The sequence below is a fragment of the Flavobacterium sp. PLA-DH12 genome, from assembly GCF_059511845.1.
Genome location: NZ_JCAMPD010000015.1, coordinates 44642 through 62669 on the forward strand (window position 1 = coordinate 44642; position 18028 = coordinate 62669).

The following is an 18028-nucleotide window of genomic DNA, read 5'->3' on the forward strand; positions in this document are numbered from 1 at the left end:
CCTTTTAGAGGAATAAGCATATTACTTTATAAATCTTCCTGTTATAATAGAATATTTTTTTTTAAATTTCTTCTATTAATAATATTAAAAAAGAGTATTATGGTAGAAAAAAGAAGAGTATTTAGCCCTGATTTCAAAAGAAATGCCGTTAAGCTAAGCTATCAGAAGAACAGCACTAAAGAATCTGCCGATGAATTGGGAATAGAAATGCATTTTATCCAGAGATGGCGTAGGGAGCATAGACAATTCGGCGATGGTAGCTTTTGCGGAAAAGGCCAAATAAAGGTGCATCCTGAACAAAAGACCATATATGAACTTGAACAAAAATTAAAAAAAGCCGAACTGAGATACGAAATATTGCAAAATGCCACTCCGCATCTCTACAACGGGAATGAAGAAATCTACCAGTTCATAAAAAACAACCATAAAAAATATGACCTGGTACAGATGTGCCAGGTACTGGATGTAGGTAAAAAAAGATACAATATATGGAAAAAGAACGGCCTCTCTGAGAAGAAGAGCCATATCATTGCTTTAAAAAAAAATATCATTAAAATATTCCTTAACTCAAACAAACGCTACGGGAGCAAACAAATCACATCCGAATTAAATAAGCTTGGATACAATCTGAAACAATCCAAGGTAGATTTCTACATGCGCCAGCTGAAGCTGAAAAGGATTCCAAAAAGAAAATTTGTGGCAACCACCGATTCTTTCCATAACCATTACATCGCCCCCAATGTCTTAAATAGAAATTTTACTGTAGAAGCTCCCTCAAAAGTATGGGTTTCAGACATAACATATATCAAAACAAAAAAACGCTTTATGTATCTTACTGTCATAATGGATCTATATGACAGAAAAATAATAGGCTGGAATCTAAGCGTCAGCATATCTGCAGAAAATACCATTCTGCCATCATGGGAGATGGCAATAAAAAACCGTAAAGTTTTGCGGGACATGATATTCCACTCGGACAGAGGAGTGCAGTATGCCTGCAAAGCCTTAAGTGGCATTCTTGATTCATTCGGCTGCATCCGAAGCATGAGTCGAAAATGGAATTCCTATGATAATGCGGTATGCGAGAGTTTTTTCAGCACCTTAAAAAATGAATTGATTCATCAGAAGATCAAACTGATAAACCAAAGGCAGATGAGGAAAGAAATTTACGATTTTATAGAAACATGGTATAACAGAAAAAGAATCCATTCCTATCTCAACTATAAGACCATTGAGCAGTTCGCAGCAGAAAACCAAACCATTTATAATTCGCATTTAGAAATACAATGAGACGAAAATACGATCCTAATTTTAAAGAAAAGCTTGTCATCATGAGTTACGGAAACAAAAGCATCATAAAGCTGGAGAAAGAATTCTGCCTATATAGAGGCCTGCTGACCGATTGGCGCCAGAAGCATGAGAAATGGGGAAACGACAATTTTAAGGCAGAATATTTTTCGAGGCTCCGTCTCGAAAAGGGGAAAATTCAAGAACTAGAAAAAAAAATAAAGCACATGGATGAAAAATTCCTGATTCTAAAAGCCGCTGGCCGATACTTAAATAAAGAAGCGGCCGTACTTTTGAACTTTATCCTAAAAAACGAAAAAGAGTACAGCATTAGGCTAATGTGCAACGTATTAAATATTAACAGATCTTTCTACCACAAATGGAAAAGAAATATACCCAACAAGACGCAGAAGCTAAAAGCACTAAGACAGCAGAAGATAAAGGAGGCTTTTTTTAACTCGCAGCAGCGATACGGCGCCCTTAGAATTGCTGCGATGCTTCAAAATGAAGGCTTTGTAATTTCTCTCACAACCGTAAAGAGATATATGAAGGAGCTTGGATTGCAATGCAATTTAAAAAAATAATATTCTCCTTTTCACAGACTTTATTCATATTCTATCTGCGATCCAATTTAGTTAAACCGACTTTCAACCTTAGTATAACAGCAAGGAGTAAGTCTAGATTTATAATGCTCCATTGGGAAAAAAATGAACAGAAAAAAATATAGCTTGTAAAAAAGAAAAATATAAGTCTAAAGGCTACATAACTTTAACCTGATCTTGTAAATCCTATTAATCATCTGCAAATAAGTAACTATAAAAAATATCTGCCAATAAAATCAACCACACTCATCTTAGGACTTGACAATCACTAGCCAAAATAAAGCTAGAAAGACTAATAAAAGAAACCATATCACAAAGAAGTCTCAAAAAGAAAACCTAACTAACTAACTAACTAACTAACTAACTAACTAACTAACTAACTAAGAATAAAAAAAGCCCTCATTTCTGAGAGCTTTCAAGTTTCATTGGAATACTGTTTTATAAAGAGCTTGCTTTAATTCTTACGATTTTACCATCCTTCATAACCACTAGATCGCTGTTATTCTTCTTTTTAAACTCAATTAATTTTTCAGAAACTTGATCCATAGCCTCTATAATCTTCTTCTGGGTCGGTGTCGTTGTTGTTTTGTGTTCTCTCATGATTGATTTTTTTTGAGTTTATCGAACTTGATTTCATTTATAACTTCAATATAATTGCTTAATGTTTTTTGTGGTATCAATTTAGCTTTTACATCTTGCCTTTTCGCATCATGCTTATAATAATGCTTAATAGATTTGTGCAAGAGGCGCTTGCACAAATTAAAAATCGAGATAAACTTCTGAAAATGCCAGTAGGATCCAGATTAGCCAAGACATATGATAAATCGATTGATAACGGACCTTTATGAAAAATTATACTTGTTCTTCAAATTGTGTATACACTCTGCAGATGATCGCACTTAAAATTTATTCTGACAGATATTTTCTTTCTATTTTTTCTTTTGCTTCAGCCAGTATTGAATGTATTTTTTCCTCAAACTGTTTTTTAGGCGGCAGATCGGTCCAGTATTCCGCAACTATTATCCCGTCTTTATGCATTTCCAGCAACTCAATCTGTTCCCTGCTGCTTTCCGCACAGAGTATTAGGCCTATCGGTGTATTTTCCCCATCCTGTTTTTCGTATCTATCCAGCCAGCGCAAATACAGTTCCATCTGCCCCTTATGTTTAGCCTGAAACTTGCCCAACTTTAATTCAATGGCTACTAACCGCTTTAACTTTCTGTGGTAAAACAACAGATCCAAATTAAAATCTTCACCGTCTATAATCATTCTTTTCTGGCGCTCCACAAATGAGAATCCTTTTCCCAGTTCCAGAATAAATTTTTCCAGTTCATCCAGTATTGCCTGTTCCAGATCCTTTTCCAGATAGGCATTTCCTAAATTTAGAAAATCCAACAAATAAGGATCTTTAAATGAATACTGCAGATTATCTTCAGATGAAGCTGTCTGGATGTTAGCTATTGAAGTTCGTTCGAAAGCCTTTGTCGCTATCTGCCTGCGCAAATCCCTGACACTCATCAGCTGGTCGCTTACCTGACTGGCATAAAACAGTTTTGCCTCTGCATTTTTGATCGGCAGGATAACTAAAAAATGAGACCAGCTTAATTGTCGTGACAGTGTCACGACAATTTCCCTGTCTCTAAACTGATCGGCAAACTGCATCATTCTTCGAAGATTTTTCTCTTCGAAATTTCTTCCGTACTTATTCTTCAATTCTGCAGACAGCGCAGGTACAATCTGTTTTCCATATTCCGCGCGTTTGTTATGAAGCATCGTTTCATTAATTCTAAAACCAATCTCCCAGAAAAGCAATGTTAGAGCACTATTGTTCTGAACTATAACCTGCTGCTGGGTCTGTTCCACAAGCCGGGATAATTCACTGAATAAATCAGTTTCTACAATAGCAGCATTATTTATATTTTTCGCCATATTATATCATTATTATTAAACTAAATTAAATTTTTCTAATTTTTAGCTTAATTAATCATCATTTTAATAAATGTATCTGTTAGCAACAAAAATACTAAAAAGCAGCTTTCAACAGTTTAAAAACAAATTTAATTGAATCCTTTAAGCATTGAAAGGTCAAAACCCACCCATATCACCTTCGAATATGTATAATATCTCGCTCTGCTTTTTACTCCCAATTAAACTCCTGCTTCCCTATGACACATTCAAAAAGAAATCTATAAATAAAAATAATGAACCTCTCCAACCAACCTCCCCATCGCCGGCTAAAACAAAAATCAAAAACACTCACAAGAAACAAAAGAAAACTAACTAACTAACTAACTAACTAACTAACTAACTAACTAACTAACTAACTAACTAACTAACTAACTAACTAACTAACTAACTAACTAACTAACTAACTAACTAACTAACTAACTAACTAACTAATACCAACCAACCAACCAACCAACCAACCAACCAACCAACCAACCAACCAACCAACCAAAGACACTCAGCCACAATAATCATGAAAGCTCTTAAATGAGATAACTGAACTCCCTTACCTATAGTCTAAAAATCAAACTGAAAACAATCCATAACACGCAATCAAAGCTAATTTATACTCCGCATCTAAATTTCCAAGACAACTTTTTTTGAATATATTAATAAAAACACTACAAAAACACATCCGTAGTATCGCAAGAAAAAGACAACTCTTTAAAGATCAAAACCTTAATAAACACATTTCTTTGAATAAATTTAAGCAATGTTTTTTCATGCTTGCACCCCATCATTTTTTTTACAATATTTGAAAAAAAATCTTACTTTTTTTGAAGTAATTCTGGATACCCATCTCTATTATATCATTTTGCAGAAAAGATACTGATCCTATACATTCAATTAGATCTTTAACATCGCTCATAAATATGGCCTCTATTTTTTCCCAAAAAAAACGCATAAAATACAATAAGTTTATATGAAAAAAAAATCTAATTCCATTGCCATCATTATATGCTGGTCAGGCTCGTATCCATGGTACTTTCCATATTTTATACATTCCTGTTCATTTAATAGCAGTATCGACTTCTTTATTATAACTGACAATAAAGAAGTAATCCCGAAGAAACCATCGAATGTAAGAATAATTGATAAATCATTAGATCAGATTAAACACTTAGCTTCTGACAAGCTCGGCTTTGAGGTCAATATCGATTACCCTTACAAATTATGCGATTTTAAGCCGGCCTATGGATATTTATTCTCAGATCTGATAAAAGGCTATGATTTTTGGGGACAAAGTGACCTTGATGTAATTTATGGAAACATTCGGGATTTCTTAACTGAAGATCTACTTGAGCATTTTGATTTTATAAGCATGCGACATGATTACACCACTGGCTGTTTTGCGCTCTACAAAAATAATGAAACTATCAATCGCTTTTTTATGCGCAGTAAGGATTTTAAAACAGTATTCTCCAATCCTGACCATTATTGCTTTGATGAATGCAATTTTGCGTGGGACGAACTGACTATTGGGAAATCAATTTTCGAGATCAAAACAGATATAGAAAGTTTTACGCACTTAATAAAAGGAGCTGCCGCATCTGGAGAAATTAAAGCACATTTTGATTTTATACTCTTGGAAGGATTAACAGGGCGAATAACTTTTGAAAATGGAAGGGTATATTATAAAAATAAATTTGAAGGGATTATGTACCATTTATTCTGGTTTAAAAAAGAATATTTCGCGAAGAAAGCACCCAAAAATATTCCGAATAAATATTATTTAAGCAAAACAAAAATTTATCATTCGAGATAATGCAATCATAATATGCTGGCTGCCAAAATTGCAATATACTCAAATTTTAACAAAGATATTTAAAAGAAAGTAAAATTGAAAAGATTTCCTCATTATAGACAGGCAGATATGAAGGATTGTGGCCCGACATGCTTAAAGATTATTGCTAAGTATTACGGTAAAACATTAGACATACAGTATCTGAGAAATATTAGCGAGACTACCCGCAGGGGAAGCAATCTCCTTTTTCTGAGTGATGCCGCCGAGAAAACCGGTTTTAGAACATTAGGTGTCAAGCTGAGTATTGAAAGTCTGCAAGACGCCACTTTGCCCTGTATAGTGTATTGGAATAAAAATCATTATGTGGTGCTTTATAAAATCAATAAAGAAACTTATTACATTTCAGACCCCGCTTTCGGTTTAATAGAATATCAGAAAAAAGATTTTCTAAAATCCTGGATTGGCAGCAATACTGAAGACCATACTCAGGATGGCATTGTGCTGCTGCTGGAACCAACTCCTAATTTTTTTCAGTCCGATTTAGATAACGAAGACCATAAGGCTTTCGGTTTTGGCCTTTTATCGCAGTATATCCTGCGCTATAGATCATTTTTGTTTCAGTTGAGTATTGGCTTGTTGGCCAGTAGCTTATTGCAGCTTATATTTCCTTTTTTAACCCAAAGCATTGTTGATGTGGGAATCCAGAACCAGAACATTAGCTTTATCTATCTCATCCTTTTTGCACAATTGTTCCTTTTTGCGGGAAGAACTGGACTGGAGTTTATTAGAAGCTGGATTCTGCTGCATTTATCAACCAGAATTAATATTTCACTGATATCAGATTTCTTTATTAAATTAATGGATCTGCCTATCTCTTTTTTTGATGTCCGGATGACCGGAGATATTATGCAGCGAATAAATGATCACCGTCGCATCGAAAAAATTCTAACCACATCTTCATTAAATGTATTATTTTCACTTATCAATGTGCTTATTATGGGCGCTGTTTTAGCATATTATAGCCTTCAGATATTCTTAGTATTTTCTGCGGGAAGTTTTCTTTATTTTGGATGGATAATATTATTCTTAAAAAGAAGAGAAGCGTTGGACCACAAAAGGTTTTCCGAGGTTTCAAATGAGCAGAGTAAAGTAATAGAGCTGATAAACGGCATGCAGGAAATCAAGCTTCATAATGCAGAAAAGGAGAAGCGCTGGAGCTGGGAATATGTCCAGGCAAGACTTTTCAGGGTCTCGATAAAGGGTCTTGTATTAGAACAGACGCAGACAATAGGTTCTTCAATTATTAATGAATTAAAAAATATATTTATTATTTTCCTTTCTGCCAAATTGGTTATAGACGGTTTAATAACACTGGGAATGATGCTTGCCATCAGTTCCATCGTAGGAAGCCTGAACGGCCCCATAACCCAGTTAATTGAATTTGTAAGAGAGTTGCAGGATGCTAAAATTTCGCTGGCTAGACTTTCCGAAATTCATAAAAAAGAGAGTGAAACGCAGCAGGAAGACGATCAGTCAAATGATGTTCCTTATGATTCGGATATCGAATTGAAAAATGTTTCCTACAGATATTTAGGTTCAGACATTCCGGTTTTAGACAATTTAAGCTTAAAAATTCCTGCCAATAAAATAACTGCAATAGTAGGAACCAGTGGAAGCGGAAAAACAACCCTGATGAAACTGCTTTTAAAGTTCTACGAACCGGAAAAAGGAGAAATTACCATAGGAAATACCCAGCTCAAGAATATCACGCAAAAAGCTTGGCGATCCAATATCGGGGCCGTTATGCAGGAAGGCTTTATTTTCAGCGATACCATTGCCAATAACATTGCTATTGGAGCAGATAAAATTGATAAAGAAAGGCTGGTTTACGCATCAGATGTGGCGAATATCAGACAGTATATAACCGGGCTTCCCTTGGGCTTCAATACCAAAATCGGTTCGGAAGGAACAGGAATGAGCACCGGACAGAAACAGCGTCTGCTGATTGCAAGGGCGGTGTACAAGAATCCTGAAATCTTATTTTTTGACGAAGCAACATCTGCTTTGGACGCCAATAACGAAAAAGAAATTATGCGGAAGCTTGACATCTTCTTTAGGGATAAGACTGTTGTGGTCATTGCGCACCGTCTGAGCACGGTCATGAACGCCGACCAGATTGTGGTTTTGGACAAAGGAAAAATCATTGAAATTGGAAACCACTCCGCGCTTGTTGAACAGAAAGGGAATTATTTTGAACTGGTTCGAAACCAATTGCAATTAGGAAATTAATCATGGCCGAAGATACATTTGAATTAAGAAGCGAAGAGGTTCAGGATATCCTGACCAAAGTGCCGCATTGGATGATACGATGGGGGACTGTTCTGATATTTGCCATCATCATAATACTGTTTTTTATCTCCTGGTTTGTCAAATACCCTGATGCAGTTAAAACAGAAATTATTATTACAACCAATATTCCCCCAGAGAAGATTGTATCAAAATCTTCTGGGCGAATTGAAGCAATTTTAGTAAAAGATAAAACAGAGAATGCTAAAAACAGCACACTGGCCATTATTGAAAACACGGCAAATTACAAAGATGTTTTTCTGCTTAAAAATATTGTCGCTAGATATGATATAAATAATTCCCAAAAAGGATTTCCTTTCGCATTATTGCAAAACAAGCAATTAGGAGAGGTAGAAAGTGCTTTTGCGGCATTCCAAAAAGATTATCAGGCCCAGGAACTAAATAAAGACCTGCACCCTTTTGAAGTGGACACTAGAGCGCAGCAGTCTGAAAAAATCCAGATAACGGAAAGGATAGAAATTTTGAAGCAGCAGAAACTAATTAACGAAAGGGAGCTGGAACTTCAGAAAAATGAAATGGTCCGTTTTGAAACGCTGTTTAATAAAGGAATCATTTCTGCGCAGGAAATGGAAGCCAAAAATCTAAATTTCCTCCAAGCGCAGAAAAACTATAGAAGCTTGCTGTCATCCATTTCGCAGTTAAAATCCTCTCTGATTGACAATGCAAAATCAAGCCATAATCTGCAGATAAACAGCACAAAAGAAGAGGCCAATCTCGGACGCAGCGTATCGCAGTCTTTCTATCAGCTCAAAAAAACGATACGAGACTGGGAAATGGCTTATGCACTACAGTCTTCCATCAGCGGTAAAGTGACTTTCCTTCAGGTCTGGAATGAAAACCAGACCATAAGCGCTGGAGATAATGTATTTTCTATAATTCCGAATGCTAAAAACAGTTATGTAGGAAAAGTGAAAGCGCCTGCTCTAAATTCAGGAAAAATAAAAATAGGGCAGAAAGTCAATATACGTTTGGCAAATTACCCAGATCGAGAATTTGGCGTTTTGAAAGGCCAAATCAAAAACATTTCATTGGTGCCAGATAAGGAAGGAAACATTCTTATAGATGTTGCTCTTCCAAACGGACTAGAAACATCATACAATAAAAAGATTGCTTTCCAGCAGGAAATGAAAGGAAGCGCTGAAATCATAACCGAAAATCTGCGTTTGATCGAACGGATACTGTATCAGTTTAAAAGTATTTTCGAACAGATTTAATAATGCCTAATTAAATATTACAATTAGGCTTAAACAATTTCTTATTCTTTAGATATATAGATACCGGCTTTAAAGTTATAAAAAATATGACCTGCCTATTGTATTTAAAAGGCAAAATCGGTGCGTCTTTAGTTATATCTGACATTACTATCTCAAACGTGGCTACAGCATAAAAAACTGCTTCTGCTACATTTTCAAGATTTGCTTACATTTTTTTTACATTCTAAAACACTACAGCTTAAAAAGACAATTATGTCACTCTAGAATTTTACGCAGTATAGATTCCCATTCTTCCACTCCTGTAAAATTTTAAATCCTTTTTTTATATATAAAAATTGCAGCATTTATGATTTTACTTGCCATATGGCATCCCTTTTTAAAAAAAACCTCATAAAACTGGCAGCTATATTCTCCCCTTCCATAATTATTAAGGTTGTATGTTAGTATTAAAATGTTTTCTGCACACAGCTATGTGTCATCATTACAGTAGCAAATGAGTTCTATGCACTCCCGCAACATTTAAGTTTCTTACCGCTAAGGCCAGTAGGCCAGTAAATAGATTCATATAGTTAAAAAACTTGATTATTTTCAGTACAGATGGCAATTTAAGCTTAATTATGATCTTAAAAAAACTTAACAAAAACACATCATGTTTTTTTTTCATCTTTTGCTTTTATCATATAAAACTTATGTTTTTAACATAAATCATTAAAATCATATTTTTTCTTAAAAGTCAATCTTAAAAAAAAAGCAGAAAAAAAACTAAGTTTACAGCATAATTTTCTTACCAAATTTGATTTACTGAAAACATGAATTTTACTTTTAAATTATTCTGTAGGCTTTTTGCTGTTCTTTCATTTTTTCTATTTTCATGTAAAAAAAATGAAACTCCGATTATTGAAAGCATCAAACCTGAAAGGCAGGATTTTGAAATAATATCGATATATGCCCATGACATGAACTCTTTTACAGAAGGACTGTTTTGTGATGGTGAAACACTTTTTGAAAGCACAGGCTCCCCTGCTGATCTCCCGGAAACGAAGTCGGTTTTTGGCATTTTAGACCTAAAATCAGGCTCAATTGATATAAAAGCTGAATTAGATAAAAAGTTTTTCTTTGGAGAAGGTATTGCAAAATCTAAAGATAAGATATTCCAACTAACTTATAAAAATAAGGTTGGCTTCATTTACAATTCAAAGACATTTAAACAGATCGGAACTTTTCAGTTTGAAAGTGAAGAGGGATGGGGGCTGACTAATACCGAAGATGGAACTTTAATCATGAGCGATGGGACAAATAATCTAACTTTTGTCAATCCTGATGGTTTTAAGGCAATTAGCCGACTTCAGGTTCTAGATAATGGAAAACCCATCAATAATTTAAATGAATTAGAATATGTTGATGGATACATCTATGCCAATGTGTACACGACTAGCAATATAGTCAAAATTGACCCCTCAAATGGTGAAGTCATAAAAACTATGAATCTAGATGCCTTAAGCCAAGAGGCTAAAAGCCGGTTCGTGGGGGCATTGGAAATGAATGGAATAGCTTATAATAAAACAAAAAAAACATTTCTGGTTACTGGAAAAATGTGGCCCTGTGTTTTTGAAATTAAATTTACTGAATAATCTTTTACTATCTAACCGCATAACCCATGATTGAAAATTTTAACTTTCTTTTCCAATATCTGGAAAACGAGAACATTGCAATAGATAGATCTGAATTTATATTTCAGGTTGAATCTCATCCTAACAGAGGCACGCTACTAGCAATATGCGATGCGGTAACTTTTTTTAACATTGGTAATTTTGCCTTTCAGATGCCAATGGAAGAGATAGATAATCTGCCCGATAAATTTGTTGCATTTTTAAGTGGAAGTTCTGGTGTTTCGGAACCATATTTTATAGAGCACAAAGGAAATGACTATTATTACTACACAGACAAAAAAAAGCTGCTGCTTTCCAGAGCAGAGTTAGAGTCCCGCTGGAGAAATGTTGTTTTGCTGTTGAGTAAAGAGCAGGATGATGCTGGAAAAGAAATAGAAAAGAATAAGGGCAATTACATGAATTGCTTAATTGCATTATTTATTTTAGCCTTACTTTCGCTATTATCTAAATCTCAAGCAGGTATAGGGGAAAAGCTTTTTATTCTTTTGCCCTTAGCAGGAATTCTCCTTTCCTTTATTGCATTTAAAGAACTTTTTAATATCCAAAATGAGCTTGTTTCAAAATTCTGTAATATAACAATTGCTACGGACTGCAACAGTATTATTGGATCAAAAAAATGGAAACTTTTTGAAGTTATTAATTTTAGTGATCTTAGTATCGTTTTTTTTGCTTCCCAATTTATTAGCCTAATTATTTTTCTTCTTTTAGGGAATGCCAGCATTTTTCTCAGCCTTCAGGCCATGCTTCTAATCTGTTCAGCTCCTTTTGCAGCAGTGTCGCTGTATTATCAAAAATTTATTGAAAAGAAATGGTGCCCTGTCTGCTTGCTTATAATTGGTACCATGGCATTCGAATTAGTATACATCTATTATCTTCAAGATGTCAATTTGATTTTTTCACAATTATTAATTGTGTCATATTTTTTCATTATAAGTTCCACAGCATTATCATGGTCCTATTTAAAACATGTTCTGGAACACTCCAAAGATTTGAAACAAGCGCAAATATCGAATAATCGATTTATGAGAAATTACGATATGTTTAGAAACAGCCTAATGTCGAAAAAAGAAAAAATTCTTACACAAGATCAAATAATTATTGGTAGCAAATTGAGTAAAACAAAAATCACTTTAATTTCCAATCCTTTCTGCGGACACTGTAAAGATGCCCATATTATGATCGACGGACTTTTGGAGAAATTTGATGATATATATGTTGAGCTGATATTTAAAACAGATCTTAACAATGAAACCGAAGATAAAAAGAAATTATTCCGAATTCTGTTGCAAATTTATTTTAAAGAAGGCCAAATTTCATTCTTGAATGCACTAAAATCTTGGTTTAATGAGCAGAATTTACAAAAATGGCTCCTTGAGTTTTCATTAGATGTGACCGAAAAGTTTGATTATATATTGGAATCACAAAATAATTGGTGTGAGACAAATGGATATAATTTCACTCCTGTTCTTTTTCTAAATGGATATGAATTTCCGTACATGTATGAACGAAAAAATCTTGTATTTTTTATAGAAGACTTGATGGAAGACGATTTTAGCTTTCAAAATGTAGCTAGTGATTAAGATGTGGGAGAAATCAAAATTAAAAGTTTTAAACATTAGCCAGTAAAAAATCATATCTGATTTCCTACGTTTATCCATCGAAAAACTTATCCACTATTGATTTTGTTCTATATTTCTGAAATAATTCCTAACATTCTAGAAAACATAAAAATTACCAGAGTCGCTCTATCCGATGAATTTGATCATGTTTTAATTGCAGAGCATTTTCAATTTATTTCAAATGGTCAATAAATTGTAAAAATTGCCTAAGCATAAAAAAAATCAATTATTGCCCTATATAATTTTAGCAGCGTAAGTTAGATTATGTCCTCAAAAAATATTCTAAGATTAGATCAAGTGCACGTGATTGAAATTAAGGAATGTAATTAGATAATTAAACAAATAAAACAATTAAGATTATGAAAAGATTAAAAATGAGTCTTGCCACAGCGCAGACAAAATTATCGAGAAGTGAAATGAAGACTATTATGGCAGGAAGCTATTCTGGCACCATAGTCTACTGTCCATGTGCATTTAGTGAGCAATGCCTGTCCATGAGCTGCAATGGTGGGGGCTTTGACACATGTTATAATGGAGTATGCCATCATAGAGGGTAATATCTAAATTGGCTGGAATTAATATTTCGGCCAATTACTCCAGTTCGAGAGATGTCTTTTAAGCGTCATGTTCTTTTACTTTACTTTATTTGTAATCGCCAATTTAAGACCTGCTTATTGCCAATAAAGCTATTATTTAAATCTCTTCGCTTTTTTTGCAAAACTCCAACAAACAGTAGTTGGTTTAATCCCTGCATAAGGAATTTAATAAGGCAATAAATATAACCATAGATCTATACATTCGTAGAGCATTTAGAGTTTAAACTGGAAAAAAAAATGTCAATAATTTTTTTAATAAATCAAGTGCACGTGATTGAACTAAAAAAATATTAGTTAACCTTAAATTAAATAAATTATGAAAAAACTAAAAATGAGTCTTGCAAATGCGCAGACAAAGTTATCGAGAAACGAAATGAAAACTATTATGGCAGGAAGTGGAGCGCCATGGGGTTATTGTCCTTGCACCTTTGACATCAATTGCATAGGAATAACCTGTAATGGACAAAACGGGCTTAATGTCTGCTATAACGGTTTCTGCTACCATCGAGGATAAAGTTAAAACAAGTTGGCTGAATGTATTTTCAGCCAATTGCACTGGAATATTTCCACAATGTCGAAAATATTAAAAAAATGACGATATCACCTTCAATTGCTATAATGACTTGCTGGTATGGAGAGTATCCATGGTATTTTCCCTATTTTATAAAGTCTTGTATTTACAACCCTTCAATTGATTTTATTCTAATAACGGATAATCTGGATGAAATTAAGAATAAACCTGCCAATGTTAAAGTCATTTATAAAACTTTAGAAGAATTTAAGATTAATGCCTCGAATAAACTAGGTTTTGAGATTACGCTAAATAATCCATATAAAATGTGTGATTTTAAACCTGCATATGGCTATTTATTTTCAGAAATCTTTGACTCATATGATTTTTGGGGTCATGGAGATATAGATATGGTGTATGGTGACATAAGGGGATTTTTGACAGATGAATTGCTCCAGAACTATGATATAATAAATAGTCGCCATGATTTTATAACAGGAACTTTCTGTCTTTACCGCAATACGGAAAAAATGAATCTGCTTTTTACGAAAAGCAGAGATTATAAATATGTGTTTACGCAGGAGGAGCATTTTTCTTTCGTGGAATGCAATTTTCTTTATCATGAATTAGCTTTGGGACATTCTATTTTTGATTTCCCCGATAATATACAAAGTATGACATATCTAACCGTTAAAGGAAACATGAATGGCGATTTTAGAGTCTTTTTTGATCATATAATAGCTCAGGGTGTGTCTGACAGGATCAGATGGGATAATGGGGCAATAATATTCAAAAATGAATTTGAATGTCTATTCTATGATATGATAGATTATAAAGTGATCTGTAAGAATAAAAAAGCCAGCTACCCCATTCCTGATGTTTTCTATTTTAATCAAAATGGGATAAACAGAAACAGTGCTATTAAACTCTTGTATTTAAAGCTCTTAAAAATGGTGAACATAAAAGATTAATTTGTTGAATTTTAAATTTTGCTATACAATCAGAATTTGGGTTTCCAAGGAAAAAATTGGAGATAAACTGTGTACCTTAAAGTATTCTACAACTTGCTGGCACTACTGGAGTGATATCCTTTTAGGCTGGGCTTCGGCAAAAAAATTCGAACGTATAGCGAATAATATCAAGCACATCCTCTAATCAATATCGCATTTTCATAGCAAGAAACTTTATAAGCCCTATGTCCAATTATTATATATTGCTCAAATGCACTAAAAAAAAAGCGTATTCCTTATATTAATTAGTTAATGGTTAATCAGGAAAGCAAAAGCAAGTCTCTTTTTAATGTTGTAGTATTTTTATATACTTTTGGACCATATTCACATTTAACTATTATAATGGCAATTGCCTCTTAAAACTATTAAAACCACACCTCTAACCATCAAAACCTAGCAGAAAAAAATTATGAATTCCATAAAATCTAGCCATTATACTTCAGTTTGCCTGCATCAAAAGGCGCCATTTCAATTTCCATATTAGAATCTGCAATCCTTCTTACCCAAAAACAAATCACACAGCAAGCGCATTTTACTTCTGTTTCCAAAAAATGGAATAGAACGATCATGCCTTTTTTCAAAAAACCAATACCAATTAATGAGACAAACCATTCTATTATTATGTTGCTTTCTTTTTTTATCAAATATTTTACTGGCACAAACATCAGGCACAGTAAAAGGATATGCCATAGACACCATAAACAATTCGCCTTTATCGAAAGCATCAGTCTCTCTGTTAAGAGCACAGGATTCCATTTTAATAAAATTTACCAGGGCCAAAGAAAATGGCTATTTTGAGCTGCATAATATTAAACCCGGTAAATTTATTCTGCTGATTTCCTATCCTAAATATGCTGATTTTGTAGATCAATTTTCTCTTGATTCAACAAAGCTAACCAAAGATTACGGTAAAATCAATTTGGCTGATAAAGGCCGACTGCTTTCTGAAATCATCATAAAAGGCAATAGGGCAGCTATGAAAATCAAAGGAGATACATTAGAATTTGATCCAAAAGCATTTAAAATAGAGCCCAATGCAAAAGTGGAAGATCTGATAAAGCAATTCCCAGGAATACAAATTGATAAAGACGGAAAAATAACCGCTCAGGGTGAAACCGTAACCAAAGTTTTGGTTGATGGAGAGGAATTTTTTGGAGATGATCCCACTTTAGTTACAAAAAACCTGCGTGCCGATATGGTTGATAAAGTGCAACTGTACGACAAAAAAAGCGATCAGGCCGCTTTTACTGGAATTGATGACGGTCAGAAAACCAAAACGCTGAATGTAAAGCTTAAAGAAGACAAAAAAAATGGCTATTTTGGGAAAGCAGAACTCGGAGGAGGAACTGATAATTTTTACAAAGGCCAGGCTATGTTTAATAAGTTTTGGGATAAGAAAAAATTAGCAGCATATGGCATTTTAGGCAATACCGGACAAGTAGGATTAGGATGGGGAGACAAAGACAAATATGGCCAAAACAGTTATCAAGTAACTGATGACGGCGGTATTTATTTTTCAAACAATGGAAATGATGAATTTGAAAGCTGGGATGGACAATTTAATGGTGAAGGAATTCCAGTAGCTCAAACTGGAGGAATACATTTTGACAATAAATGGAACGGTGATAAAGAATCTATCAATATAAATTATAAAATTGGCGATATTAAACTTTCAGGAAACCGAAATGATATTAACCAGCAAAATTTAAGTTCGAGCAGCATTTATAATACTTCAGACAAAGGTTTTGAGAAAAACATGACTAAAAACAAGCTTGATCTGACTTATGAGATTAAAATTGACACCACATTAACTTTAAAATTAAATGTAGACGGATTGTTTAAAAACAGTAATTCAAGTGAAGCAGAAATGCGAAAAGGCTCTGACGAACAAGGCAACCAATTGAATAATTTGCAACAGACAACTACAAACGATGCTGATGATAAAACATTTAATATAAATGCTTTATTAACCAAAAGACTTAAAAAAACAGGACGAACATTATCTCTTAATTTAAACCAATCAACTACAGATAGCAAAAGTAATGGTTACTTAAATTCTAGAGCTGAATTTTTCACACCATCTATAATTAATCCAGATAGCACCAAAATAGTCGATCAAAATAAAGTCAATACTATTAGCAATAGAGCTTTTAAATCAAATTTAATCTATACCGAGCCTTTAACCAAAAGCCTATCTTTAATTCTTAATTATGGATTCAATATTAGCAACGGAAAAGCTGATCGCAAATCTTTTAATCAATCTCCAGATGGCGATTATAATGTTTTGGATTCCATCTTTAGTAATAATTATGAATTAGACCAAACGATAAACCAGCTTGGAGCAATTTTTAACTATAAAAAAAATAAAACTGTTTTTTCTTTTGGTTCTAAATTTAGCGGTGTAAACTTTAAACAATATGATGTTTATACAGATAATTATTTTAGGCAAAAATTTGTGAACTACATGCCTCAGATAAACTATCAATATAATTTCAAACAAAGAGAATCATTGCGCCTATCGTATAATGGAAACATCGAACAGCCAACATTAGATCAGCTGCAGCCTATCCGAAACAATCAAAACCAATTGAATACAATTGTGGGTAATCCAAATTTAGATCCTTCTTTTAAAAATATTTTTAGAGGTAGCTATTACTCCTATAAAGTGCTCACTAATCAATATTTTTCGATTAGTGGATCATATAATTTTACGCTAAATCCAATAATAAGTAATGTGATTACAAATGATAGAGGAGAAAGCATATCAAAATTTGTAAACATAGAAAACAAAGCAGCAACAAGTTATTATTTGAACGGTAATTTTGGCAAAACAGTCAAAGCCATAGACATGACAGCAGGAATTGGCTTAAGCGCCAACAAAAATGTAAACTATAATTACATAAACACAAAACTGAATCAAACTAAAAACTCAACCTATTCCTTTAATTTAAACTTATCAAAGTATAAAGAAAAAAAATATAATTTTAATACCAGCTTTGGGCCCACATACAATGTTGCAGATGCAAGCATCAACGAAAATAGCGATAGTAATGGCTGGGGTTTTAATGGAAATTTCTGGACCAGTATAGAATTACCTTTCAAACTACAAATTAGTACAGATGGCAATTATCAATATAATGGAAAAACGCAAGTGATTCAGGAAACTTTTGAACGTTTTATTTTGAATGCATCTATCACCAAAAAATTCTTAAAATCAGATAATTTAAAAGTTTCAATAACAGGAAGAGATCTTTTGAACCAAAATGTCGGATTTAATCGTTCGGCTTATAATGGAAACATCAGCCAAAGCACTTATACCACTATCCAAAGATACTTTATGTTCTCTGTAAGCTGGGATTTCAGCAAAATGGGCGGAGGAGAAATTAAACAAAACTAAAACC

Annotated in this window: 12 protein-coding genes; 10 read left to right on the forward strand and 2 right to left on the reverse strand. The window is 33.6% G+C overall.

Annotated elements, in window-relative coordinates; genetic code table 11:
* The first annotated feature begins 99 nt into the window (after positions 1-99).
* Entirely contained in the window at positions 100-1290 is a 1191-nt protein-coding gene (locus tag AC5ZCW_RS21730) for an IS3 family transposase (protein WP_496121716.1), read from the forward strand.
* A 41-nt stretch (positions 1291-1331) separates the two neighbouring features.
* On the forward strand, positions 1332-1871 hold the full coding sequence (locus AC5ZCW_RS21735; RefSeq protein WP_433831302.1) for an IS3 family transposase: 540 nt from the start codon (positions 1332-1334) through the stop codon (positions 1869-1871).
* Between the two features lie 456 nt (positions 1872-2327).
* Here AC5ZCW_RS21735 and AC5ZCW_RS21740 read toward each other — a convergent pair whose 3' ends face one another.
* Positions 2328-2489, reverse strand: coding sequence for a hypothetical protein (locus tag AC5ZCW_RS21740; protein WP_433831304.1), 162 nt, complete (start codon positions 2487-2489; stop codon positions 2328-2330).
* Between the two features lie 306 nt (positions 2490-2795).
* Positions 2796-3818 carry a PDDEXK nuclease domain-containing protein gene (locus AC5ZCW_RS21745; protein WP_496121718.1) on the reverse strand — a complete coding sequence of 341 codons (1023 nt, stop codon included), beginning with the start codon at positions 3816-3818 and terminating at the stop codon, positions 2796-2798.
* 1000 nt (positions 3819-4818) lie between these two features.
* Here AC5ZCW_RS21745 and AC5ZCW_RS21750 point away from each other — a divergent pair.
* The 8 genes from AC5ZCW_RS21750 to AC5ZCW_RS21785 all read left to right on the forward strand — a co-directional run bounded on the left by AC5ZCW_RS21750 (position 4819) and on the right by AC5ZCW_RS21785 (position 18024).
* On the forward strand, positions 4819-5661 hold the full coding sequence (locus AC5ZCW_RS21750) for a DUF6625 family protein (RefSeq protein WP_496121720.1): 843 nt from the start codon (positions 4819-4821) through the stop codon (positions 5659-5661).
* A 75-nt stretch (positions 5662-5736) separates the two neighbouring features.
* Positions 5737-7929 (forward strand): peptidase domain-containing ABC transporter, encoded by a 2193-nt coding sequence (locus tag AC5ZCW_RS21755; RefSeq protein ID WP_496121722.1) that lies wholly within the window; start codon positions 5737-5739, stop codon positions 7927-7929.
* A gap of 2 nt (positions 7930-7931) precedes the next feature.
* Positions 7932-9221 (forward strand): HlyD family secretion protein, encoded by a 1290-nt coding sequence (locus AC5ZCW_RS21760; protein WP_496121724.1) that lies wholly within the window; start codon positions 7932-7934, stop codon positions 9219-9221.
* Positions 9222-10030: 809 nt separating this feature from the next.
* Positions 10031-10852 carry a glutaminyl-peptide cyclotransferase gene (locus tag AC5ZCW_RS21765; RefSeq protein ID WP_496121726.1) on the forward strand — a complete coding sequence of 274 codons (822 nt, stop codon included), beginning with the start codon at positions 10031-10033 and terminating at the stop codon, positions 10850-10852.
* A 26-nt stretch (positions 10853-10878) separates the two neighbouring features.
* The gene (locus tag AC5ZCW_RS21770; RefSeq protein WP_496121728.1) at positions 10879-12471 is read left to right on the forward strand and encodes a vitamin K epoxide reductase family protein; all 1593 of its coding nucleotides are present in this window, start codon (positions 10879-10881) and stop codon (positions 12469-12471) included.
* 951 nt (positions 12472-13422) lie between these two features.
* Positions 13423-13620, forward strand: a complete 198-nt coding sequence (locus tag AC5ZCW_RS21775; RefSeq protein WP_496121729.1) for a hypothetical protein — start codon at positions 13423-13425, stop codon at positions 13618-13620.
* Positions 13621-13640: 20 nt separating this feature from the next.
* Complete coding sequence (locus tag AC5ZCW_RS21780; RefSeq protein WP_496121730.1) at positions 13641-14588, forward strand: DUF6625 family protein; 948 nt, start codon at positions 13641-13643, stop codon at positions 14586-14588.
* 637 nt (positions 14589-15225) lie between these two features.
* Positions 15226-18024 carry an outer membrane beta-barrel family protein gene (locus AC5ZCW_RS21785; RefSeq protein ID WP_496121732.1) on the forward strand — a complete coding sequence of 933 codons (2799 nt, stop codon included), beginning with the start codon at positions 15226-15228 and terminating at the stop codon, positions 18022-18024.
* The last annotated feature ends 4 nt before the right edge of the window (positions 18025-18028 follow it).

Excerpts from the sequence above, each read along its gene's own strand:
- AC5ZCW_RS21730 (WP_496121716.1), top strand. The coding sequence starts at position 100 with ATGGTAGAAAAAAGAAGAGTATTTAGCCCTGATTTCAAAAGAAATGCC.
- AC5ZCW_RS21735 (WP_433831302.1), top strand. The coding sequence starts at position 1,332 with ATGAGTTACGGAAACAAAAGCATCATAAAGCTGGAGAAAGAATTCTGC.
- AC5ZCW_RS21740 (WP_433831304.1), bottom strand. The coding sequence starts at position 2,489 with ATGAGAGAACACAAAACAACAACGACACCGACCCAGAAGAAGATTATA.
- AC5ZCW_RS21745 (WP_496121718.1), bottom strand. The coding sequence starts at position 3,818 with ATGGCGAAAAATATAAATAATGCTGCTATTGTAGAAACTGATTTATTC.
- AC5ZCW_RS21750 (WP_496121720.1), top strand. The coding sequence starts at position 4,819 with ATGAAAAAAAAATCTAATTCCATTGCCATCATTATATGCTGGTCAGGC.
- AC5ZCW_RS21760 (WP_496121724.1), top strand. The coding sequence starts at position 7,932 with ATGGCCGAAGATACATTTGAATTAAGAAGCGAAGAGGTTCAGGATATC.
- AC5ZCW_RS21765 (WP_496121726.1), top strand. The coding sequence starts at position 10,031 with ATGAATTTTACTTTTAAATTATTCTGTAGGCTTTTTGCTGTTCTTTCA.
- AC5ZCW_RS21770 (WP_496121728.1), top strand. The coding sequence starts at position 10,879 with ATGATTGAAAATTTTAACTTTCTTTTCCAATATCTGGAAAACGAGAAC.
- AC5ZCW_RS21775 (WP_496121729.1), top strand. The coding sequence starts at position 13,423 with ATGAAAAAACTAAAAATGAGTCTTGCAAATGCGCAGACAAAGTTATCG.
- AC5ZCW_RS21780 (WP_496121730.1), top strand. The coding sequence starts at position 13,641 with ATGTATTTTCAGCCAATTGCACTGGAATATTTCCACAATGTCGAAAAT.
- AC5ZCW_RS21785 (WP_496121732.1), top strand. The coding sequence starts at position 15,226 with ATGAGACAAACCATTCTATTATTATGTTGCTTTCTTTTTTTATCAAAT.